This window comes from Pradoshia sp. Z3_51, from assembly GCF_058215915.1.
In genome coordinates, this window is sequence record NZ_JBZAJC010000016.1 from 1 (window position 1) to 21,138 (window position 21,138).

Consider the following 21,138-nt stretch of genomic DNA (forward strand, 5'->3'; position numbering starts at 1 on the left):
ATTGACGAGATTTTAAAAATCTCTTGTTTTTTAGACTTGCTTGGCGTTTCGTTTTGTTTAGTTTTCAAAGAACAATCTGTGTTGCTTGTTTCAGCGACTTTTATATATTATCAAATTCGCTTTTTGTTGTCAACAACTTTTTTAAAAGTTTTTTTAGTCGATTTCTTTCGTTTCGACTTCGTTCGTGACAACGTATATAAATATATCAGCATTTAAATTCCAAGTCAACACTTTTTATCAAAATTATTTTCTGTTTTTATAGGTGTATTCAAATACCTTAAATACTCGCTTTTCGGAGCAATTCTAATTAGGAGTTTTAACAAAAGCTTATATCTTTCTTCAATTGCTCTTTGAACAATTGGATGATGGATTTTTATTCTTTCATCCGTACGAATTTCATCCATTTCTCTCTTAATTAAAAACTCTAATTCCATACCTTCTTTTTCCGTCAGTAAAACCCCCAGCACGATATCCCTCCTACCTAATGATCAACAGGGATATGTTACATCATTCCTTTAAATTTTATACAAGCTATTTTTTTAACTGTAATATTTGTCCCACCCAGCAAATACATTACATTAAAAGCTGATTAATTAGATGAGGTGAATAACATGCCCTTTTTTTATGTAACAAATGCACGCAGAGGAAAGCAGCTAATATTATTACTAATTATTACATTCTTCACAGCCCTATTTTTTTATGTGGAATTCCTCGCAGTCTCACCCTCTTTCTCAATCAATGGGAAACCCAAGATTATATACAAAGGAGAAAAAGGAGTAGCTTTGACCTTTAATATAGGCTGGGGCGATGAAAAGGCTGAGGATATTCTAAAAGCTTTAAAACAGGAAAAAATTCATGCTGCCACGTTTTTCTTAGCAGGCTCTTGGGTTGAACGGCATCCCCATATTGTTAAGATGATTAAAGAACAGGGCTACGAGATTGGCCTTCTAGGATATTCCTATATCGATTACACGGAGCTTGAAGAGCCTGGCATCCAAAATGATATATCTAAAGGGCTTGAAGCCTTCCGAAAAGCTGGAATCGAAAAGCCGCTCCTATTACGGACTCCTACTGGGGATGTAGATAGACGAGTATTAAAAATTGCCGAGAAGTCGAACCTTACAATGGTTCATTGGAGTGTCAATTCTATGGATTGGAAAAACCCAGGGACAAAGATTATTGCCCAGAATGTCGCTCAGGCCAAAAAAGGGGATATCATCTTACTTCACGCTTCTGATGCCGCCATACAAACCGCTAAAGCGATCCCCCTCATTAAAGAGGAATTGACTAATAAAAATCTGAAACTACTCTCTGTCTCTGAAATGATATCCAACTCTAAATCAACCAGCCACGAAATTAGCAGGATACCCTATATGGTAAACAGTAGTCATTTAATGATTAGGGAGACTCTTCAATTAAACTAAAAAAGCCGCACTCCTTTACGAGTGTGCGGCTTTTTGCTGCGTGCGTTTCATACGTTCCTTCGCAGCTTCTTTTGATTTCTCATGGTATTTTGGCAAAATCAACAGCTGATAAGTGTTACAGATAAGCAAAGGGATTAACATGAAATACATATAACTTTCATCATTTACCCTAAGCACCGGGAACCATTCTATTACTGTTACTACAACCATAAAAAACAAGGTAGGTATAAAGGCACTTTTATTTGTTTGTTTAACTTTCAGCACACCTACTATTAACGCTACTACTAAAATTAAGATAGGGTACCATATATATGAAAAGGCACCTTCTGTTTTATTTCCAAAAAACACAAACCGTAAATAAGCTAGGTCAACTAATACAAATACAGTAAGCACCAATTGAATGGCATGCCAGACAAAAACAGATCTAAACATTTCCATTCCCAGTCTATGAACGGTTAAATACGCAAAAAAACACATCTGGCTAATAACACTGAATATTAACCCAACTCCAGCCATCCACAAAAAGCCAACTAGTAATTCAACTGGTGTCTTAAGTGAAAACTCATTCCATTTTGCAAATAAACCAACGACCCCCGCTGTAACACCACCTATCAGCAAGGTATTCATAAATAGCTTCACCCAATATCGACTGCTCATTTTTCCCCACCCTCTATGTATGTTCTACTAAATTGTACCAACCGTTGTCATGAAAATCTATTAATTCATTTAAACACGTATATTTTTTTATTCTCGATTCATATTATCAATGTAGATTTATTAGAGGAGGATTCAATAGATGACTACTATATTCAAGTGTGCTCTTGGTCTTATCTTATGCCTGTTCACTTTAACCAGCTGCAGTGAAACGAATACAGAATCAAGCGAAGAAAACTATAGTGAAACTAAAAAAATCATTGTAGATGTCTTAAAATCAGATGAAGGAAAGAAAGCAATAGAGGATATCCTTCAAGATGAATCAGTTAAAACCGAATTAATTATGAATCAGGAGGATATTTCAAATACCATTGAGACAGTATTAACTTCTGACAAAGAAAAAAAGTTCTGGGAGAATGCATTCAAGGATCCGAAGTTTGTAAAATCTCTTGCAAATGGACTGGAATCCTCTCATAAACAGATTCTTAAAGATTTAATGACTGATCCGGAATATATGGCATTATTAACAAATGTCCTAAAGGATTCGGATATGAGAAAAGAATTCACAGAAATTATGCAAGGTAAGGACTATCGCAAAGAGCTTCAATCCGTCTTAACAGAGGTCATTGATAGCCCGCTCTATAAGGCAAAGATAGAAGATATCCTACTAAAAGCGGCTGATGAAAAATCTAAAGAGAATAGTTCAAACAATAAGAAAGAAATTCAAACATAAATAAAACGCCTCCATTCAACGGAGGCGTTTACTCATTTATTAACCATTTCAGTTACTTTCTCAGCTATATCTGTAAACATCCTTCCGGTCGGGTGATCTTCTGCGTAGATTGATGGCGCAAACTCCTCATCATTCCAATCAGGCTGTCCAAGAGGAAGTTTGCCTAATAATTCTGTATTAAGCTCTTCCGCTAGCTTTTCTCCGCCACCTTTACCGAAGACGTATTCTCTTTCGCCGGTTGTTTTACTCTCAAAGTAAGACATGTTTTCAACAACACCAATTACCTCATGCTCTGTGCGAATTGCCATAGCACCCGCTCTAGCAGCAACAAACGCAGCTGTAGGGTGCGGAGTGGTAACGATGATTTCTTTACAGGTTGGCAGCATGGAATGAACATCCAAGGCTACATCTCCAGTTCCAGGAGGAAGGTCAAGCAACAAATAATCCAAATCTCCCCACTCTACTTCCTGGAAAAAGTTATTCAGCATCTTTCCAAGCATCGGACCTCTCCATATAATTGGTGCATTATCCTCAACGAACATCCCCATAGAGATCACTTTTACACCGAAACGATCAACTGGGTATATACGTTCCTCTTTAACAGTTGGACGCTTATCAATCCCCATCATATCCGGAACACTAAAACCATAAATATCAGCATCCACCAGGCCAACCTTTTTACCAAGGCGCGCCAAAGCCACTGCCAGATTTACAGAGACTGTAGATTTGCCGACTCCCCCTTTTCCACTCGCAATTGCAATAAAGGTAGTGTCACTATCGAGTAATCCTTTTTCTTCTTTCGGCAAAGACTCACGGAATTTAGCCAAGGCATCCTCTGGCAAGTCAGCAAAACGAATGCCAACTGTATCCGCCCCAGCCTCCTTTAATGTATTTACAACCATTTGTTGGATTTGCAGCTGTTCAGCCGTACCTGTTTTAGCAATGGCAATTTTCACGCTCACATGCCGCTTTTCCTCTTTAATCTTTATCTCTATAATACCGTTTGTTTCTTTAAGGGTTTTATTTAAAAATGGATCTTTTAATTCTTCAAGTAATTCCCGTACCTTTGCTTCTGTAAGCACGAACGACACCTACCTTGTATGTATTTGTAACCGCTATTAGTATAACATATTCAATAGGTATCATTTGCTAAATTGATTCTGTATTTTCAATCTTCTTCATGTTCCTTTAAAAAATATCTAATCACTCCCGTATAGATTGAGAGTGCGATATCATCCTGGTACACTTTGTTTTGTAAATTGCGTCTTTCTTCATCATTTGAAAGAAAGCCTACTTCTACCAGAACTCCCGGTTTATTCGCATGCTTGACTAAATATACACTTTCCATTGGTTTGGCATGCCTTTTCGTATTTTTTAAATTACGAATAAACTCCGCTTGGACCAATTTAGCTGCTTGCTTATTTTCAGAAAACTTAGGCGAATAAAATGTTTGGGCTCCTTTCGAATTTACCTGTGGAAAGGCATTGGCATGCACGCTAATATACAAATCCGCCTCAGAATTGTTTATAAATTTAGTTCGTGTAATTAAATCCGTCCGCTTCCTTTCCCGTATACTCCTGGAGTCAGAACCAGCAAGATCTACATCTTTTTCTCTTGTCATTAAAACAAGGGCACCTTGTTCCTGCAGGTAATCCCTTAGTCTTAACGAAATTGGCAATGTTACATTTTTCTCGATTACACCATTAAAGGTCGCCCCGCCATCTATCCCTCCATGTCCCGGGTCAATGACAATAACTTTTCCAGCCAAGGGCAGATTCCACTGCTGAAATGATACACGCTGGTTCATCCTGTATGACATCATTAAAAACAGAAGAACTACCCCAACCACAAAACAGGTCGTGAGAACCTTCTTATGAACATTCATATCTTATCCCCTTTACCCCATAATCCACTATTACTATATCTTATGGGACAAGGAGTTTAGATAGAACAAGCTAGATCTATTTCATCCTCATTTTATAGCGATTAATTCCTTTTGCGTATCCTTCCATCCACCATGCCGTTACATATTCATCCGTCAAACCGCGCAATGTTTCTTGTATAAAGGGAGAGCCATTTTCCTCCGATTGATAAAGGTAGTAAAACAATTGCTGTGAGAGCATATCAATTTCTTTTTTTGCTCTCTCTTTTATCCGCTCTGGCGACTCTCCATACCGATTAAACTTACTATAATATCCACCTAGAAGGAATCCCTCCACTGCAATATCATAGCAATGCTCTTCAGCAGGCTCAATCGAGTATCCCGGAAAGCATTTTAACCCTTTAGCAAGATGGCGATATTGCCTCCCTAAAAGTTCAAGCGAAAAATCCTTCAGTATCTCACGCTCATATTTCAACCGCTTTTCTTTACGAAAAGCAGCAAGATTTACAACTGTATTCATTAAACCACCTCTAAATCAAAATATAATCATCAATAGAACTTAGTTAAGATATACTCTATTGTTTGATGGATGGCATAGACTCATGCCATGGGATAAATGGGAAATGTAAGGAGAAGTTATAAAATATCGTATATAAGGAGGTGTTAATCGGATCGATATGTGATATCAGGGTCTCTTTTCGAGCCACTTTGTTTAGAATATACTCGTCTTCTTATTTAATTCTGCCAAATATCTAATGAATCCAGCCACTTTCTATTTGATCCGGCCAAACGGATTATTAATCCAGCCGAATTAGCTCATAATCCAGCCAATCCATCCCGAATATTAATCATACGTAACCGAGCTAATCTGGATCACTCCAGCCAAACCAAACTTCGCTTACACAACTAAGCCGTCTGTTGGTCAATATGTCCAAACATAACAAAAAAAGACCCCCAGACAAATGTCTGAGAGTCTTTTGAACGCAATTGTAATATTAACGTTTTGAGAACTGAGGTGCACGACGCGCGCCTTTAAGACCGTATTTTTTACGCTCTTTCATACGTGGGTCACGAGTTAACAATCCTGCACGTTTTAGTCCTGGACGGTATTCTGGATCTACTTCAAGTAATGCACGAGCGATACCGTGACGGATAGCGCCTGCTTGACCTGTGTAGCCTCCACCTTTAACGTTTACTAAAATGTCATAGCTGTTTGTTGTTTCAGTAACAACTAGAGGTTGTCTTACTACTTCACGAAGTGCTGCGAATGGAATGTAGTCATCGATTTGACGATCATTGATAATGATGCGGCCTTCACCTGGAATCAAACGCACACGAGCAACGGAGCTCTTACGTCGACCAGTACCGTAATATTGTACTTGTGCCAATGTTATATCCTCCTTTAATATTAACCGCGAAGCTCAAGAACTTCAGGTTTTTGTGCTTGATGTGGATGCTCAGCTCCAGCATATACGTTTAATTTTTTACCCATTTGACGACCAAGAGATCCTTTTGGAAGCATACCTTTGATAGCTTGCTCCAACATTTTCTCTGGGTAGTTAGTTCTCATTTCAAGAGCAGTTCTTGTTTTCAAACCACCTGGGTGCATGGAGTGACGGTAGTAAATTTTATCAGTTAATTTCTTACCAGTCAGTTCGATTTTAGATGCATTGATAATAATCACATGGTCACCAGTGTCAACATGTGGAGTATAAGTTGGTTTGTGTTTACCTCTAAGAATTGAGGCTACTTGTGATGCTAGACGACCTAAAGTTTGACCTTCGGCATCTACAACGTACCATTTACGTTCTACATCACTAGCTTTCGCCATATACGTCGTACGCATTGATTTACCCTCCTAAAAATAGTTCATTGTTTCATTTTTTTGATAAAATTTGTGGCTCTATCTAAACACGAAATAGTTTCCGGGGCTATTCTCGTGGTTTTAACATACCAAAGGATATGATATACCGTTTTTCGGCCATTGTCAAGAAAATGTTACACCTGGATTAGTTGTCATGGAATTTAGATTTTATTTATAATCTACTTTCCATAAATATAGCCCGTGTCCTGGTGCGGTTCTCCCCGCTTTCGTGCGATCTTGGGCAGCTATGATATCCTTCATATCCTCCGGACGACGTTTACCAATTCCAACGTCCAATAAAGTACCTACCATAATCCGTACCATATTATACAGAAAGCCATCTCCAACAAAACGTATGACCAATTGTTGATCATCTTTAAGAAAATTAATTGACTTGACCGTTCTTACTTTATCCACCACTTCTGTTTTAGCGGAGCAAAAACTGGTAAAATCGTGGGTCCCGGTTAAATACTCTGTCGCTCTCTCCATCATAGCTAAATCGAGTTTATAAGGATAGTGATAGGCATAATTTCGTATAAAGGGATCTTTTACTTCAGCCAACGAAATACTATAACGGTATTCTTTACCAACCGCATTAAACCTGGCATGAAATTCAGGATCTGCCTTCTCGATATCTACGATGGCTATATCTGCAGGCAGCATAGTTCCCAGTGCTTTTTTCCATCTTTCCGCAGGCAGCTCAAGTGGAGAGTCAAAATGAATGACTTGCCCTTTGGCATGAACACCGGCATCTGTACGCCCTGAAGCAGCCACCTTGACCTCTCTTCCCTTATGCATGGTCATTAGGACCTTTTCCAATTCCAATTGAACCGTACGCTTGTCAGGCTGAATTTGGTAGCCGGCAAAATTTGTCCCATCATAAGCTATTGTACATTTGTAACGTATCATTCCAGTACTCTCCCTATTTAGTTTCTAGTGAGGATAAGAGCGATTGATAAGAGGATGAGAGAGATGATTAAGATCATGTCAGGAAATTCCCACTTAAGAGCACGATATTTGGTCCTGCCTTCTCCGCCCCTGTATCCCCTTGCTTCCATCGCTGTAGCCAGCTCCTCAGCACGTTTAAAAGAACCTACAAATAATGGAACAAGGAGCGGGACGACTGCACTCAATCTTTCCTTCAGCGGGCCCGATGAAAAATCGACGCCTCTTGAGGTTTGTGCCTTCATAATTTTATCCGTCTCTTCAATCAACGTTGGAATAAAGCGTAATGAGATAGAAATCATTAATGCAAGCTCATGAACCGGGAATTTAATTTTCCTTAAAGGGTTCAATAGATATTCCATTCCATCCGTTATCTCAATCGGCGTTGTCGTAAGCGTCAGGATAGAAGTAACTAAGATTAATAATGTAAAACGCAAGGATATAAAGATCCCCATCTTAATTCCTTCATCATAAATATCAATACCGGCGAGCGAGAAGACAACCTCTCCTCTTTTTGTGAAAAACAGTTGTATAAGCAATGTTAGAATGATTAAAAAGATTACCGGCTTTAATCCCTGTAATAGGAATAGCGGTTTAATTTTTGTTAATCCTAGCAATACTAAGGTAAAAGTAATTAAAATGGCGTACGATATCCAGTTATTAGCCAGGAATACGATGCATACATAGAAAAAGACTAATAATAATTTTACCCTTGGGTCCATTCTGTGGACAACTGAATCAGTTGGAACATAGCGCCCCATTATAAATTTATCCATCATTGTTGTCCACCTCCCAGGAGATTTGATATCTCGCTAATCAAATCATCCAATGACAGATGCTTCTTGGAGAGGACTAAACCGCTCTTTTGTTCAAATTCCATCTGGAATCGAATGGTATCAGGCACTGCCAGTCCTAAATCCATTAACGCCTCTGGATCAGAGAATACTTCATTTGGAGAGGCTTTTTTGACAATCGTTCCTCTATGCATGATAATCAGTTCGTCTGCGTATCTTGCTGCATCTTCCATGCTATGTGTAACCAATATGGTTGTAAGAGCCTTTTCCTTATGAAGGGCATGAAACATATCCATAATTTCTTTTCGCCCTCTTGGATCCAACCCGGCTGTAGGTTCATCCAGAACAATAACTTCCGGTTCCATGGCCAGTACTCCTGCTATAGCTACTCTTCGCATTTGACCGCCGGATAAATCGAATGGAGAAGACTCCATAATCGAATCGTCCAGACCCACTAATTTGATCGCTGCATACGCACGTTTTTTGGCATCTTCCTCACTCACACCAAAATTCATGGGTCCAAAGCAGATATCTTTTAATACGGTTTCCTCAAAAAGCTGGTGTTCAGGGAACTGAAAGACAATTCCTACTTTTTGACGGATGGCTTTCAAATTCTTTTCTTTCTTATCTGCGGAGATAACTCTTTCTCCAATGGTGACTTTCCCTTTTGTTGGCTTTAACAAGGCATTTAAATGCTGTAAGAGAGTAGATTTGCCTGAGCCAGTATGACCAATTACACCTATAAAAGAATTAGTTGGAAAACGAACATTAATATCATATAAAGCGCGATGCTCAAATGGCGTCCCCAGTTGATAGGTATGCTCTACTTCTTCAAGTGATATTTGCATAGTTCATTCACCAGCCCTTCTTCGGTGATTTGATCAGAAACCTGGATACCATTTTCTCTTAATGATTTAGAAAGTTTTATAGAAAACGGGATATCAAGTCCTAATTTCACAAGTTCTTCCTCTAACTTAAATATCTCAGCCGGACTGCCTTCCGCAAATATTTTCCCCTGATTCAATACAATCATCCGGTCAGCTCGGGCAGCTTCCTCCAAGTCATGAGTGATCGATATTACTGTCAATTGTTTGTCTTCCTTCAATTCTCTAATAATGCCAAGTACTTCTGATCTACCCAAAGGATCAAGCATGGAGGTGGCTTCATCCAGAATAATAATAGATGGGCGCAAGGCCAGTACACCTGCTATTGCAACACGTTGCTTTTGTCCACCTGATAAATGGTGCGGCTCTTGATCGAGAAACTCATCCATGCGAACTTTCCTTAATGCATCCTGGACACGGTTTATCATATCCTCTCTCTCAATGCCGGCGTTTTCTAAACCAAAAGCCACATCATCCTGCACAGTTGTACCTACAAACTGATTATCAGGATTTTGAAAGACCATTCCAATATGCTGTCGGATATCCCAAACAGTGCCTTCGCTCATGACCATATCATTGACCATGATCGTTCCTTCATTAGCAAAATAGAGCCCTATTAATAGCTTGGCCAATGTTGATTTGCCGGAACCATTATGCCCAACAATAGCGAGCCATTCACCTTCCTGGACTTTAAACGATACATTATCCAGAGCTTTATTCGTCTTCGCTTCATATTGAAAGGATATATTACTAACTTCAGCCAACGGTTTACTCATAGCTTCCTCCCTGTGCTGCTCTATTCTCTGCTTAGCTCAACTATTTTTGGATATAAAAAAACGCTGCACCCCTTCCGGATTATCCCAATGGATTTCCTGAATTAAGAGCAGCATTCACTTATCTTAATGTCAGACAACGTACGTTTTGTCTGTACAAGGGGTGCGAGAGCTAGACAAACATCAATTGGATCGTCACCCAATTCATGCCTATCGTAACGCTCTATCGTTTTTTGGATTATTCAGTAAAATAAGAGTAAAGCACATGCGTAAACGCATGATGCTTTAGTTAGCTTATACCAGAATCATTGGATTAAGGTATTTAATATAGGATATGGGTGTCAGATACTCTGTCCACCCCTACCCTTACATCATTAAACTAACTCGATAATTACCATTGGTGCTGCGTCTCCACGACGTGGACCAATTTTCATGATTCTAGTGTATCCACCTTGACGCTCTTCGTAACGAGGCGCGATATCAGCAAATAATTTTTGAACTGCATCTTGCCCAGTTTCAGCGTTTGCTACTTCGTGACGGATGTATGCAGCAGCTTGACGGCGTGCATGTAAATCTCCGCGTTTACCTAAAGTAATCATTTTTTCGACTACGGAACGTAATTCTTTCGCACGAGTTTCAGTCGTTTCGATACGCTCGTTGATAATTAAATCAGTAGCCAAATCGCGAAGCATTGCTTTACGCTGTGCGCTTGTACGTCCTAACTTTCTGTATGCCATGAAAGTTTCCCTCCTTTGTTGAAATAACTGATTCTATCTATTCATTCATTAATCGTCTTTACGTAGGGAAAGACCTAGTTCTTCTAGCTTAGCTTTCACTTCTTCAAGTGATTTACGGCCAAGATTACGAACTTTCATCATATCTTCTTCAGTCTTATTAGCAAGCTCTTGTACTGTATTAATACCAGCACGCTTTAAACAGTTGTAAGAACGAACAGAAAGATCAAGCTCTTCAATTGTCATTTCCAAAACTTTTTCTTTTTGGTCTTCTTCTTTTTCAACCATAATTTCAGCATTTTGAGCTTCGTCTGTTAAACCAACAAAGATATTCAGATGTTCTGTTACAATCTTCGCACCTAAAGCTATAGCTTCTTTTGGACCAGTGCTTCCATCAGTCCATACATCGATTGTAAGTTTATCATAGTTTGTCAGTTGACCTACACGAGTGTTTTCAACTTGATATGTCATCCGAGATACTGGTGTGTAAATGGAATCAATAGGGATTACACCGATTGGTTGATCATCACGTTTGTTTTGATCAGCTGGCGTGTAGCCTCTTCCTCTTCTAGCTACCAAGCGCATACGCAAGTGAGCTTTTTTAGAAAGGTGAGCTATCAGTAAATCCGGGTTTAGGATTTCCACATCGCTATCATGTGTAATATCTGCAGCCGTTACTGCCCCTTCCCCCTGAACATCAATTTCAAGAGTCTTTTCTTCATCAGAATAAATCTTTAATGCGAGTTTCTTAATATTTAGGATAATAGCAGTTACATCTTCTTCTACACCCTCAATAGTAGAGAACTCATGGAGCACACCATCTATTTGAATAGATGTAACGGCAGCACCAGGCAATGAGGATAGTAGGATACGACGTAAGGAGTTACCCAAAGTTGTTCCATATCCACGCTCAAGTGGTTCAACGATGAACTTACCATATTTTCCGTCTTCGCTGATTTGAACCGTTTCAATTTTTGGTTTTTCTATCTCGATCATTCAACAATACCCTCCTTCGTAACGTCGAAACCCCGGCTAGAAGAAGGTAGTGGTTTGCATCTAACCGAAATTCCCCAATATATACTCCCAATGTGCGCAACATATTTGTGATTTCCTTGAGAAAAGAAAAATCACTATATTACCCCATTATAGACAGGGAAATAAATTCTATTCAAACAATATTATACACGACGGCGTTTAGGCGGGCGGCAACCATTATGAGGTACTGGAGTTACGTCTTTAATTGCAGTAACTTCAAGACCAGCTGCTTGTAATGCACGAATAGCTGCTTCACGACCAGATCCTGGGCCTTTAACAGTAACTTCTAAAGTTTTCATACCATGTTCCATAGAAGTTTTAGCTGCAGTTTCTGCTGCCATTTGCGCTGCAAATGGTGTAGATTTACGGGAACCTCTGAAACCAAGTGCACCAGCACTTGACCAAGAAATAGCATTTCCGTGTGCATCAGTAATTGTAACAATTGTGTTGTTGAAAGTAGAACGAATGTGAGCAATACCTGACTCTACATTCTTTTTCACGCGGCGTTTGCGTGTGTTCGTTTTGCGTGCCATATCGACAAAACCTCCTTACTTATTATTTTTTCTTGTTAGCAACAGTTTTACGTGGGCCTTTACGAGTACGTGCGTTGTTTTTAGTGTTTTGTCCACGAACAGGAAGTCCTCTTCTGTGGCGTAATCCACGGTAGCAACCGATTTCCATTAAACGTTTGATGTTTAAGGAAACTTCACGTCGAAGGTCACCTTCTACTTTGTATCCATCGATAATATCACGGATTTTGTTCAATTCATCTTCAGTAAGATCGCGTACGCGAGTATCTTGAGAAACTCCAGCTTCTGCAAGTACTTTTTCAGCAGTTGGTCTACCAATACCGAAAATATAAGTTAAAGAAATAACAACTCGTTTTTCACGAGGAATATCTACACCTGCAATACGTGCCATTTATGTGCACCTCCTTCAAATATTACCCTTGTTTTTGCTTATGTTTTGGGTTTTCACAAATAACCATTACTTTACCGTTTCTACGGATAACTTTACATTTTTCGCAGATTGGTTTTACTGATGGTCTGACTTTCATTGTTTTCCCTCCTTATAAAATGCGGAGTGCAACCGAGATTATTTAAAACGATACGTAATTCTTCCGCGGGTCAAGTCATAAGGAGATAGCTCTACCGTCACTTTATCACCTGGCAGAATACGAATGAAATGCATTCTGATTTTGCCTGATACATGGGCAAGGACAGTATGGCCATTCTCTAATTCAACTTTAAACATAGCGTTTGGTAAAGTCTCAGTAACTGTACCCTCAACTTCAATAACATCATCTTTTGCCATTACAGTTCTTCTCCCTTCTTCTCTTGGCTTTTCATAAAATAAGTCAAAGCGAAACGGAGCTTTCCGTTCGTTACGCGACCTGTTTCCCCTAAACTGCTCTCCACTTCCTGAGACCAGTCTTCGTACAAATGAAGATGAAGTATGTTTTTACGCTTGGCAGAATCAAACTTACGCTTGTCTCCGTCAGCAATACAAACAAACTTTTCATCTATAATTTTTACAATTATGGCATATTGATCGGTATCCCTGCCTTGAGTGACCCGAACAAATTGTCCCAACCGGGGAGATCTATCCTTTTGGACCAATCAAGATCACCTACATTTAAACTAATGTTAAGATTTCATAGCCTTCTTCGGTAATCGCAATGGTATGCTCAAAATGAGCACAGTTCTTCCCATCAACTGTAACAACTGTCCAGTTGTCGGCTAATGTTTGAACATAGCGGCTTCCTGCATTCACCATTGGCTCAACACACAGCACCATTCCCTGCTTCAATCTTGGGCCTTTATTCGGCGGACCAAAGTGAGGCAATTGCGGTGCTTCATGTAAGTCTTGACCGATACCGTGTCCGACATACTCTCTTACTATAGAAAAGCCGTTTTCCTCGACATATGTTTGAATAGCATGTGAGATATTAGAGAGACGTTGGCCTGGCTTTATTTCCGAAATCCCCTTATAGAGGGATGTTTCTGTTACTTGAAGCAGTCTCCTGGTTTCATCATCAATGTCTCCAACTGGATAGGTCCATGCTGAATCGCCGTGATAGCCATTAAGTTGTGCACCAATATCAATGCTGATAATGTCGCCGTTTTTTAATGTCTTATCCCCAGGAATGCCATGTACAAGTTCGTTGTTAACGGATGTACAAACACTGCCACGAAAACCATTATACCCTTTAAAGGACGGAATTGCATTATGTTTGCGTATAAACTTTTCCGCAATAGCATCCAGTTCCTTTGTTGAAACACCGGGTTTAATGTATTTTTGCAGTTCCTGATGTGTCAGAGCAACAATACGCCCAGCTTCACGCATGATTTCAATCTCGCGTTGGGTTTTACAAATGATCATCGAGACAAGCTCCCGAGAAGCTCTTCTATATCCGCGAAGACTTTATCAATCGGTTGTTGTCCGTCAAGATTTCGTAAATATCCTTTTCCTTCATAGAAGGTAATCAGTGGCTGCGACTGTTGAATGTTTACTTCGAGACGGGTTTGCACCGTATCGATGTTATCATCAGCTCTTTGGTACAACTCTCCACCACAGCGGTCGCACACGCCTTCTTTGGCAGGAGGATTAAATACTAGGTGGTAGGTAGCTCCGCAATCTTTACAGATGCGGCGGCCTGTCAATCGTTCTAACAAGCTATCTTTATTGACTTGTATATTAATGACATAGTCTAATTGACGATCCATTTCAGCTAAAAGCTGTTCAAGTGCTTCAGCCTGAGCAACTGTGCGTGGAAATCCATCTAGCAAAAAGCCTTTTTGGCAATCATCTTTAGCTAAACGTTCACGTACGATACCGATTGTAACTGCATCCGGTACCAGTTCACCTTTATCCATATATGATTTAGCTTCTAAACCAAGTGGTGTTTCCTCTTTCATAGCTGCCCGAAACATATCTCCAGTAGAGATATGAGGGATGTTGTATTCTTCTACTATTCTTTCTGCCTGAGTACCTTTACCGGCTCCTGGCAGTCCCATTAATACAAGATTCACACTTTTTCCCCCTAAACAATAATAGGCTTGGGGAGCATAATAGTCCCCGAAACCTTTTATTTAATAAAACCTTTGTAATGTCTTTTTACAAGTTGCGATTCTAATTGCTTCATTGTATCCAAGGCTACCCCAACTATAATCAAGAGACTCGTTCCACCTATTTGGGCAGATGATGGAAGATTGCCTAGCTTGATAAATATTACAGGAAGCACTGCGATGAATGAAAGGAATAGAGCCCCAACAAAAGTCAATCGGTATAATACTCTCGTGAAGTATTCCTGAGTGGCTTTGCCTGGACGTATTCCTGGTACATATCCACCTTGCTTCTTCAGATTTTCAGACAATTGCTCCGGATTAACCTGAATAAAAGCATAGAAATAGGAGAATGCAATAATCAAAGCAACGTAAAGGATCATTCCAACGGGTTGTGTGTAATCAAATGTTTTAGTAATCCATGTTGTTACACTATTCTCACCGAAAAATGATGCAATTGTTGGCGGAGTAATAATAAAGGAAACTGCAAAGATAACCGGAATAACACCAGCAGAGTTTACTTTTAAAGGTAAATGTGTGTTGTGTCCACCGACTGGACTTTTACCTGAAACCTGCTTAGCGTATTGAATAGGTACTTTTCTGTTTGCCTGTTGAATAAATATTACACCAACAACTACAGCGATGATTGCAAGTACAATCAATACAGCAATTGCTATATTAAGGAATAATGCATCTCCAGCATCTTCGAACATGGATGCATAAACCTGGTTGAGCGTAGAAGGAATTGCCGATACGATACCCGCGAAGATAAGGATCGAAATTCCGTTTCCTACTCCCTTAGAAGTGATTTGTTCACCGAGCCACAATAGAAATGCGGTACCGGCTGTTAATACAGTAGCTATTAACAGATATGTCGTAATTCCTGGATTATCAATCAAAGCTCCATTAGCCATGTTATTAAAACCATATGACATTCCAAGTGCTTGAATAAATCCAAGAACTATGGTTCCATAGCGGGTAAACTGAGCTAATTTACGCCTTCCAACTTCACCTTGCTTTGCCCATTCTGCAAATTTAGGAACTACATCCATTTGCAATAGCTGGATGATGATCGAAGCCGTAATATATGGCATGATCCCCATTGCAAGGATAGAGAAGTTACTTAAAGCTCCACCACCGAAGAAGTTCAAAACTCCAAATACACTTAACTCATCGTTCATTGCAAGAATGTCTGCATTCACACCGGGAACAGGTATAAAGCACCCGATGCGATAGATAACCAGCATTGCAAGAGTAAAGAGAATTTTATTCCTGATATCTTTCACTCGCATGAAATTACGCAATGTACGGAACATTAAATCACCTCAGTTTTACCGCCTGCGGCTTCAATCGCTTCTTTAGCAGCTGCAGAGAATTTGTGTGCTTTAACTGTTAATTTTTTCTCTACGTTACCCTTTGCAAGAATTTTGATTCCTGCTTTTTCGCTTTTCACAACACCTGTTTCGATTAACAATTCAGGTGTTACTTCAGTACCATCTTCAAAGCGATTTAATTTTTCAAGGTTAACTGCTGCGTATTCTTTACGATGAATGTTTGTAAATCCGCGTTTAGGTAAACGTCTGAATAAAGGAGTTTGACCCCCTTCAAATCCTGGTCTTACTCCACCGCCGGAACGGGCGTTTTGACCTTTGTGTCCTTTAGTGGCAGTTTTACCATGACCTGAACCAATACCGCGGCCTACGCGTTTGCGTTCTTTACGAGAACCTTCTGCAGGTTTTAATTCATGAAGTTTCATGCTGGCACCTCCTTATATAAACGTTAGTAAGCTTAGATTTCTTTAACAGTAACAAGGTGAGATACCTTGTTAATCATACCGCGAATAGCGTCATTGTCGTTATGCACTACAGTTTGGTGCATTTTTTTAAGACCAAGAGTATTTACTGTTACGCGTTGATCTTCAGGACGACCGATTAAGCTACGCGTGAGGGTAATTTCTAATTTGTTAGCCATTTGATTTCCCTCCTTATCCTAACAGTTCCTCTACAGATTTACCGCGCAATTTTGCAACTTCTTCCGCACTTTTCATTTGTTTAATGCCATCAATAGTAGCACGTACCATATTGATAGGTGTGTTAGAGCCTAGAGATTTGGAAAGGATATCAGCGATACCTGCTAATTCAAGCACGGCACGAACTGGTCCACCAGCGATAACTCCAGTACCTTCAGAAGCTGGCTTCATTAAGATTTCACCAGATCCGAAACGTCCGATTACTTCATGAGGAATTGTAACTCCAACCATTGGTACAGTAACCAGGTTTTTCTTCGCATCCTCAACAGCTTTACGGATTGCATCTGGCACCTCTTGTGCTTTACCAGTACCGAATCCTACATGCCCATTTTTATCTCCGACAACCACTAGCGCTGTGAAACGGAAACGACGTCCGCCTTTAACAACTTTCGCTACGCGGTTGACTGTAACTACGCGTTCTTCAAGTTCTAATTTATTTGGATCAATACGACGCATCTAATATGTCCCTCCTTTGTCTATTAGAATTGTAATCCGTTTTCACGTGCAGCATCTGCAAGTGCTTGTATACGTCCGTGATATAAGTATCCTCCACGGTCAAAAACAACTTCGGAAACACCTTTTTCTACAGCACGTTTAGCGATTACTTCGCCAACTTTTTTAGCTGCATCCACGTTACTAGTGGACTCAAGGCTAATTTCTTTATCAAGTGTTGATGCACTAGCTAAAGTAACACCATTAGCATCATCAATAAGCTGTGCATAAATGTGCTTATTGGATCGGAAAACATTTAAACGCGGACGAGACGGTGTACCCGCTAATTTAGCGCGGACACGTGCATGTCTTTTCTTACGAGTAGCGTTTTTGTTAGCCTTCGTGATCATTTACGACACTCCTTTCCTAAGCTTTAGGGCCTTTACTTACCAGTTTTACCTTCTTTACGACGAACTTGTTCGCCAGCATAACGGATACCTTTACCTTTGTAAGGTTCAGGAGGACGTACATCGCGGATGTTAGCAGCTAAAGCTCCAACGCGCTCCTTGTCAGTACCCTTGATTGTGATTTTTGTGTTAGCAGGAACTTCAATTTCAATTCCTTCTTCTGGTTCGATCTCAACTGGGTGAGAGTATCCTACATTCAATACAAGTTTCTTACCTTGTTTTTGAGCACGATAACCAACCCCGATTAACTCAAGATTTCTTTCGAAGCCTTGGGAGACACCTTCAACCATGTTAGCGATGATAGCGCGTGTAGTACCGTGCAATGAACGATGAAGTTTTTCATCAGTTGGACGGGATACATTTACGATATTATCTTCAACTTTGATTTCGATATCAGAGTGAAAAGTACGAGTCAATTCACCTTTTGGTCCTTTAACAGTTACTGTATTTCCGTTCAAAGTAACTGTAACTCCAGCTGGAATTTCTACAGGTTTTTTACCTACGCGGGACATTTCGTGCACCTCCATTCATCAGTGAAATGTTTATTACCATACGTACGCGATTACTTCTCCGCCAATTTTCTTAGCGCGTGCTTCTTTATCAGAGATAACACCTTGAGAAGTAGATACGATTGCGATTCCAAGACCGTTTAATACGCGAGGAACATCTCCTGCTTTTGCGTATACACGAAGACCTGGTTTACTGATACGTTTGATACCAGTAATTACGCGCTCGTTGTTAGCACCATATTTTAAGAAGATACGCAAGATACCTTGTTTATTATCTTCAATAAATTCTACGTCACGGATGAAACCTTCACGTTTCAAGATATCAGCTACATCCTTTTTCATTTTGGAAGCTGGAACTTCCAATTTATCGTGACGAACCATGTTCGCATTACGAATGCGAGTTAGCAAATCTGCAATTGGATCTGTCATTACCACAATGATAACCTCCTTCCCGTTTTCGGGTTTTACCAGCTAGCTTTTTTAATGCCTGGAATTTGTCCTTTATATGCTAGTTCACGGAAACAAATACGGCAAAGTTTAAATTTGCGGTATACAGAATGCGGACGGCCGCAGCGTTCGCAACGTGTGTACTCTTGTACTTTAAACTTTGGTGTACGTTGTTGTTTCACGATCATTGATTTCTTAGCCACTTTTTCGCCTCCCTTATTTAGCGATTACTTTTGGAATGGCATTCCGAATTGAGTTAGAAGCTCACGAGCTTCTTCGTCAGTATTAGCTGTCGTTACGATAACAATGTCCATGCCGCGGACTTTGTTTACTTTATCGTAGTCGATTTCAGGGAAAATCAACTGTTCCTTAACACCTAATGTGTAGTTACCACGACCGTCGAATGCTTTTTTGGAGATTCCACGGAAGTCACGTACACGTGGTAGGGAAACTGCAATCAATTTATCAAGGAACTCATACATACGCTCTCCGCGTAGAGTTACTTTACAACCGATTGCCATGCCTTCACGAAGACGGAAACCAGCGATAGATTTCTTAGCTTTAGTTACAACTGGTTTTTGACCAGTGATAGTTGCTAATTCTTCTACAGCAGTGTCCAATGCTTTCGCGTTTGAAACGGCATCGCCGACACCCATGTTCACAACGATTTTTTCAAGTTTAGGAACTTGCATTACTGAATTGTATTCAAACTTGCTCATTAGAGCAGGAGTAATTTCTTTTTGATATTTTTCCTTAAGGCGGTTCACTTGTTGTACCTCCCTTCGTTTATGACTTATTTATCTAAAGATTCACCTGATTTTTTTGCTACACGTACTTTTTTGCCGTCGACTGTTTGATAGCCTACACGAGTAGGGTTACCAGTCTTAGGATCAATAATCATAACGTTAGAAACATGAATCGCTGCTTCTTGTTCGAAAATACCACCTTGTGGGTTCGCTTGAGAAGGCTTAGCGTGTTTCTTTACAATATTTACACCTTCAACAAGAACACGATCTTTCTTAGGGAATGCTTCAAGAACTACGCCTTGTTTCCCTTTATCCTTGCCGGAGATGACTACTACTTTATCACCTTTTTTTACATGCACGAGATTCGCACCTCCTTGAAAAGTCTATATCACTGTTTATTAAAGAACTTCAGGAGCTAGTGAAACGATTTTCATGAAGTTGCTGTCGCGAAGTTCACGAGCAACAGGTCCAAAAATACGTGTTCCACGAGGGCTCTTGTCATCACGAATAATCACGCATGCATTTTCGTCGAATCGAATGTATGAACCATCTGTACGACGAACGCCGCGTTTAGTACGAACAACAACTGCCTTCACAACGTCACCTTTTTTAACAACGCCTCCTGGTGTTGCTTGTTTGACCGTACATACGATTACATCACCAATATTAGCTGTTTTTCTACCGGAACCGCCAAGAACTTTGATTGTAAGTACTTCACGAGCACCAGAGTTGTCAGCTACTTTCAAACGAGATTCCTGTTGAATCATCTGCGTAACCTCCCTTCGGAATTACTAAATCCGAAACATTTATATTAAATGATAACCGCTTTTTCTACAACTTCTACTAAACGGAAGCGTTTAGTTGCGGATAATGGGCGAGTTTCCATAATCTTAACGATATCGCCAACTTTTGCTTCATTCATTTCATCATGAGCTTTATATTTTTTGGAGTATTTCACGCGTTTGCCATACAAAGGATGTGTTTTCTTTGTTTCAACGACAACAGAGATTGTTTTATCCATTTTGTCAGAAACAACACGGCCAGTGTATACTTTGCGCTGGTTGCGTTCACTCATTGTGTGAACCTCCTCTCATTATCAATTGTTTACGTTGAGCTCTCTTTCACGTACAACTGTTTTCATACGTGCAATCGCTTTGCGAACTTCACGAATACGTGCAGGATTTTCTAATTGTCCTGTAGCAAGCTGGAAGCGAAGGTTAAAAAGCTCTTCTTTAAGTGCTTTAAGTTTTTGTTCTATTTCGGCAGTGGTTAAATCACGGATCTCATTAGATTTCATTTGCTTCACCACCAATTTCTTCACGTTTTACAAACTTGCATTTTACTGGAAGTTTGTGAGCTGCAAGACGAAGGGCTTCACGTGCTACCTCTTCAGATACTCCAGCGATTTCGAACATAATTTTACCAGGTTTTACTACTGCTACCCAACCTTCAGGTGCCCCTTTACCGGAACCCATACGTACTTCTAAAGGTTTTGCAGTGTATGGTTTGTGAGGGAAAATTTTAATCCAAACTTTACCGCCACGTTTCATATAACGAGTCATTGCGATACGAGCTGCTTCGATTTGACGGTTTGTGATCCAAGAAGCCTCAAGAGCTTGTAGACCGTATTCACCGAATGCTACTTCTGTACCGCCTTTTGCACGGCCTCTCATCTTTCCGCGGTGTTCACGGCGATGTTTTACGCGTTTAGGCAATAACAT

37 protein-coding genes are annotated in these 21,138 nt (G+C 40.0%); 3 read left to right on the forward strand and 34 right to left on the reverse strand.

Translation table 11 applies throughout. The features are described 5' to 3' along the window. Positions 1–216 (forward strand): hypothetical protein (locus AC4BHA_RS17795; protein WP_490559018.1); only part of this gene is annotated, 216 nt, incomplete at its 5' end. A gap of 8 nt (positions 217–224) precedes the next feature. On the opposite strand, the gene AC4BHA_RS17800 is transcribed toward AC4BHA_RS17795, so the two are convergent. Next, positions 225–467 carry a hypothetical protein gene (locus AC4BHA_RS17800; RefSeq protein ID WP_066102874.1) on the reverse strand — a complete coding sequence of 81 codons (243 nt, stop codon included), beginning with the start codon at positions 465–467 and terminating at the stop codon, positions 225–227. Positions 468–611: 144 nt separating this feature from the next. On the opposite strand from AC4BHA_RS17800, the gene AC4BHA_RS17805 reads away from it, so the two are divergent. Next, entirely contained in the window at positions 612–1,424 is an 813-nt protein-coding gene (locus tag AC4BHA_RS17805) for a polysaccharide deacetylase family protein (RefSeq protein ID WP_140462325.1), read from the forward strand. Positions 1,425–1,439: 15 nt separating this feature from the next. On the opposite strand, the gene AC4BHA_RS17810 is transcribed toward AC4BHA_RS17805, so the two are convergent. Continuing rightward, positions 1,440–2,081: a KinB-signaling pathway activation protein gene (locus AC4BHA_RS17810; RefSeq protein WP_066102880.1), complete on the reverse strand. Its 642-nt coding sequence runs from the start codon at positions 2,079–2,081 to the stop codon at positions 1,440–1,442. A 139-nt stretch (positions 2,082–2,220) separates the two neighbouring features. Here AC4BHA_RS17810 and gerD point away from each other — a divergent pair, with 139 nt between their 5' ends. Then, positions 2,221–2,811, forward strand: a complete 591-nt coding sequence (gerD, locus tag AC4BHA_RS17815; RefSeq protein ID WP_490553513.1) for a spore germination lipoprotein GerD — start codon at positions 2,221–2,223, stop codon at positions 2,809–2,811. A gap of 32 nt (positions 2,812–2,843) precedes the next feature. On the opposite strand, the gene AC4BHA_RS17820 is transcribed toward gerD, so the two are convergent. From AC4BHA_RS17820 to rplP, 32 genes are all read right to left on the reverse strand, one after another. Continuing rightward, positions 2,844–3,893 carry an Mrp/NBP35 family ATP-binding protein gene (locus AC4BHA_RS17820; RefSeq protein WP_066102886.1) on the reverse strand — a complete coding sequence of 350 codons (1,050 nt, stop codon included), beginning with the start codon at positions 3,891–3,893 and terminating at the stop codon, positions 2,844–2,846. Positions 3,894–3,979: 86 nt separating this feature from the next. Further along, positions 3,980–4,696: an N-acetylmuramoyl-L-alanine amidase CwlD gene (cwlD, locus tag AC4BHA_RS17825; RefSeq protein ID WP_066102889.1), complete on the reverse strand. Its 717-nt coding sequence runs from the start codon at positions 4,694–4,696 to the stop codon at positions 3,980–3,982. A 76-nt stretch (positions 4,697–4,772) separates the two neighbouring features. Continuing rightward, positions 4,773–5,213 carry a DUF2521 family protein gene (locus tag AC4BHA_RS17830; RefSeq protein ID WP_066102892.1) on the reverse strand — a complete coding sequence of 147 codons (441 nt, stop codon included), beginning with the start codon at positions 5,211–5,213 and terminating at the stop codon, positions 4,773–4,775. Positions 5,214–5,688: 475 nt separating this feature from the next. Beyond that, positions 5,689–6,081, reverse strand: a complete 393-nt coding sequence (rpsI, locus tag AC4BHA_RS17835) for a 30S ribosomal protein S9 (protein WP_066102893.1) — start codon at positions 6,079–6,081, stop codon at positions 5,689–5,691. 20 nt (positions 6,082–6,101) lie between these two features. After that, on the reverse strand, positions 6,102–6,539 hold the full coding sequence (gene rplM, locus AC4BHA_RS17840) for a 50S ribosomal protein L13 (protein ID WP_066102895.1): 438 nt from the start codon (positions 6,537–6,539) through the stop codon (positions 6,102–6,104). A 186-nt stretch (positions 6,540–6,725) separates the two neighbouring features. After that, complete coding sequence (truA, locus tag AC4BHA_RS17845; RefSeq protein ID WP_066102898.1) at positions 6,726–7,466, reverse strand: tRNA pseudouridine(38-40) synthase TruA; 741 nt, start codon at positions 7,464–7,466, stop codon at positions 6,726–6,728. Positions 7,467–7,483: 17 nt separating this feature from the next. Then, positions 7,484–8,281 carry an energy-coupling factor transporter transmembrane component T family protein gene (locus tag AC4BHA_RS17850; RefSeq protein WP_490553517.1) on the reverse strand — a complete coding sequence of 266 codons (798 nt, stop codon included), beginning with the start codon at positions 8,279–8,281 and terminating at the stop codon, positions 7,484–7,486. Continuing rightward, positions 8,278–9,144 (reverse strand): energy-coupling factor ABC transporter ATP-binding protein, encoded by an 867-nt coding sequence (locus AC4BHA_RS17855; RefSeq protein ID WP_066102904.1) that lies wholly within the window; start codon positions 9,142–9,144, stop codon positions 8,278–8,280. The genes AC4BHA_RS17850 and AC4BHA_RS17855 overlap by 4 nt, the downstream gene beginning before the upstream one ends. Then, positions 9,120–9,956: an energy-coupling factor ABC transporter ATP-binding protein gene (locus tag AC4BHA_RS17860; RefSeq protein WP_066102907.1), complete on the reverse strand. Its 837-nt coding sequence runs from the start codon at positions 9,954–9,956 to the stop codon at positions 9,120–9,122. The genes AC4BHA_RS17855 and AC4BHA_RS17860 overlap by 25 nt, the downstream gene beginning before the upstream one ends. Positions 9,957–10,327: 371 nt before the next feature. After that, on the reverse strand, positions 10,328–10,690 hold the full coding sequence (gene rplQ / locus AC4BHA_RS17865; RefSeq protein WP_066102910.1) for a 50S ribosomal protein L17: 363 nt from the start codon (positions 10,688–10,690) through the stop codon (positions 10,328–10,330). Between the two features lie 48 nt (positions 10,691–10,738). Beyond that, the gene (locus AC4BHA_RS17870) at positions 10,739–11,683 is read right to left on the reverse strand and encodes a DNA-directed RNA polymerase subunit alpha (RefSeq protein WP_066102914.1); all 945 of its coding nucleotides are present in this window, start codon (positions 11,681–11,683) and stop codon (positions 10,739–10,741) included. 182 nt (positions 11,684–11,865) lie between these two features. Further along, complete coding sequence (gene rpsK / locus AC4BHA_RS17875) at positions 11,866–12,255, reverse strand: 30S ribosomal protein S11 (protein ID WP_049672521.1); 390 nt, start codon at positions 12,253–12,255, stop codon at positions 11,866–11,868. A 22-nt stretch (positions 12,256–12,277) separates the two neighbouring features. Continuing rightward, positions 12,278–12,643 carry a 30S ribosomal protein S13 gene (rpsM, locus tag AC4BHA_RS17880; protein WP_066102920.1) on the reverse strand — a complete coding sequence of 122 codons (366 nt, stop codon included), beginning with the start codon at positions 12,641–12,643 and terminating at the stop codon, positions 12,278–12,280. 22 nt (positions 12,644–12,665) lie between these two features. Then, the gene (gene rpmJ / locus AC4BHA_RS17885; RefSeq protein ID WP_017473641.1) at positions 12,666–12,779 is read right to left on the reverse strand and encodes a 50S ribosomal protein L36; all 114 of its coding nucleotides are present in this window, start codon (positions 12,777–12,779) and stop codon (positions 12,666–12,668) included. A 38-nt stretch (positions 12,780–12,817) separates the two neighbouring features. Next, a complete protein-coding gene (infA, locus tag AC4BHA_RS17890; RefSeq protein ID WP_040372572.1) occupies positions 12,818–13,036 on the reverse strand; it encodes a translation initiation factor IF-1 in 219 nt (72 codons plus the stop codon). Then, positions 13,036–13,341 (reverse strand): KOW domain-containing RNA-binding protein, encoded by a 306-nt coding sequence (locus AC4BHA_RS17895; protein WP_140462330.1) that lies wholly within the window; start codon positions 13,339–13,341, stop codon positions 13,036–13,038. Before AC4BHA_RS17895 ends, infA begins: the two co-directional genes overlap by 1 nt. 16 nt (positions 13,342–13,357) lie before the next feature. Next, positions 13,358–14,104, reverse strand: a complete 747-nt coding sequence (gene map, locus AC4BHA_RS17900) for a type I methionyl aminopeptidase (RefSeq protein ID WP_475597807.1) — start codon at positions 14,102–14,104, stop codon at positions 13,358–13,360. Next, entirely contained in the window at positions 14,101–14,754 is a 654-nt protein-coding gene (locus tag AC4BHA_RS17905; RefSeq protein WP_066102927.1) for an adenylate kinase, read from the reverse strand. The genes map and AC4BHA_RS17905 overlap by 4 nt, the downstream gene beginning before the upstream one ends. Before the next feature lie 56 nt (positions 14,755–14,810). Continuing rightward, entirely contained in the window at positions 14,811–16,103 is a 1,293-nt protein-coding gene (secY, locus tag AC4BHA_RS17910; RefSeq protein ID WP_066102930.1) for a preprotein translocase subunit SecY, read from the reverse strand. Further along, complete coding sequence (gene rplO, locus AC4BHA_RS17915; RefSeq protein WP_066102932.1) at positions 16,103–16,543, reverse strand: 50S ribosomal protein L15; 441 nt, start codon at positions 16,541–16,543, stop codon at positions 16,103–16,105. Before rplO ends, secY begins: the two co-directional genes overlap by 1 nt. Before the next feature lie 32 nt (positions 16,544–16,575). Beyond that, the gene (gene rpmD / locus AC4BHA_RS17920; RefSeq protein ID WP_066102935.1) at positions 16,576–16,758 is read right to left on the reverse strand and encodes a 50S ribosomal protein L30; all 183 of its coding nucleotides are present in this window, start codon (positions 16,756–16,758) and stop codon (positions 16,576–16,578) included. Positions 16,759–16,771: 13 nt separating this feature from the next. Continuing rightward, on the reverse strand, positions 16,772–17,272 hold the full coding sequence (gene rpsE / locus AC4BHA_RS17925) for a 30S ribosomal protein S5 (protein WP_066102939.1): 501 nt from the start codon (positions 17,270–17,272) through the stop codon (positions 16,772–16,774). Between the two features lie 23 nt (positions 17,273–17,295). Continuing rightward, positions 17,296–17,658: a 50S ribosomal protein L18 gene (rplR, locus tag AC4BHA_RS17930; protein ID WP_066102942.1), complete on the reverse strand. Its 363-nt coding sequence runs from the start codon at positions 17,656–17,658 to the stop codon at positions 17,296–17,298. 32 nt (positions 17,659–17,690) lie between these two features. Next, a complete protein-coding gene (gene rplF / locus AC4BHA_RS17935) occupies positions 17,691–18,227 on the reverse strand; it encodes a 50S ribosomal protein L6 (protein ID WP_066102944.1) in 537 nt (178 codons plus the stop codon). A 33-nt stretch (positions 18,228–18,260) separates the two neighbouring features. Further along, positions 18,261–18,659 carry a 30S ribosomal protein S8 gene (rpsH, locus tag AC4BHA_RS17940; RefSeq protein ID WP_066102945.1) on the reverse strand — a complete coding sequence of 133 codons (399 nt, stop codon included), beginning with the start codon at positions 18,657–18,659 and terminating at the stop codon, positions 18,261–18,263. A 29-nt stretch (positions 18,660–18,688) separates the two neighbouring features. Beyond that, positions 18,689–18,874 (reverse strand): 30S ribosomal protein S14, encoded by a 186-nt coding sequence (rpsN, locus tag AC4BHA_RS17945; RefSeq protein WP_490553529.1) that lies wholly within the window; start codon positions 18,872–18,874, stop codon positions 18,689–18,691. A 24-nt stretch (positions 18,875–18,898) separates the two neighbouring features. Next, positions 18,899–19,438 (reverse strand): 50S ribosomal protein L5, encoded by a 540-nt coding sequence (gene rplE / locus AC4BHA_RS17950; RefSeq protein WP_066102948.1) that lies wholly within the window; start codon positions 19,436–19,438, stop codon positions 18,899–18,901. Positions 19,439–19,464: 26 nt separating this feature from the next. Then, on the reverse strand, positions 19,465–19,776 hold the full coding sequence (rplX, locus tag AC4BHA_RS17955) for a 50S ribosomal protein L24 (RefSeq protein ID WP_066102951.1): 312 nt from the start codon (positions 19,774–19,776) through the stop codon (positions 19,465–19,467). Between the two features lie 39 nt (positions 19,777–19,815). Next, complete coding sequence (rplN, locus tag AC4BHA_RS17960; RefSeq protein ID WP_066102954.1) at positions 19,816–20,184, reverse strand: 50S ribosomal protein L14; 369 nt, start codon at positions 20,182–20,184, stop codon at positions 19,816–19,818. 44 nt (positions 20,185–20,228) lie between these two features. After that, positions 20,229–20,492, reverse strand: coding sequence for a 30S ribosomal protein S17 (gene rpsQ / locus AC4BHA_RS17965; RefSeq protein WP_066102957.1), 264 nt, complete (start codon positions 20,490–20,492; stop codon positions 20,229–20,231). Positions 20,493–20,513: 21 nt separating this feature from the next. Next, a complete protein-coding gene (rpmC, locus tag AC4BHA_RS17970) occupies positions 20,514–20,714 on the reverse strand; it encodes a 50S ribosomal protein L29 (RefSeq protein WP_066102959.1) in 201 nt (66 codons plus the stop codon). Next, positions 20,704–21,138 (reverse strand): 50S ribosomal protein L16, encoded by a 435-nt coding sequence (gene rplP, locus AC4BHA_RS17975; RefSeq protein WP_066102961.1) that lies wholly within the window; start codon positions 21,136–21,138, stop codon positions 20,704–20,706. Before rplP ends, rpmC begins: the two co-directional genes overlap by 11 nt.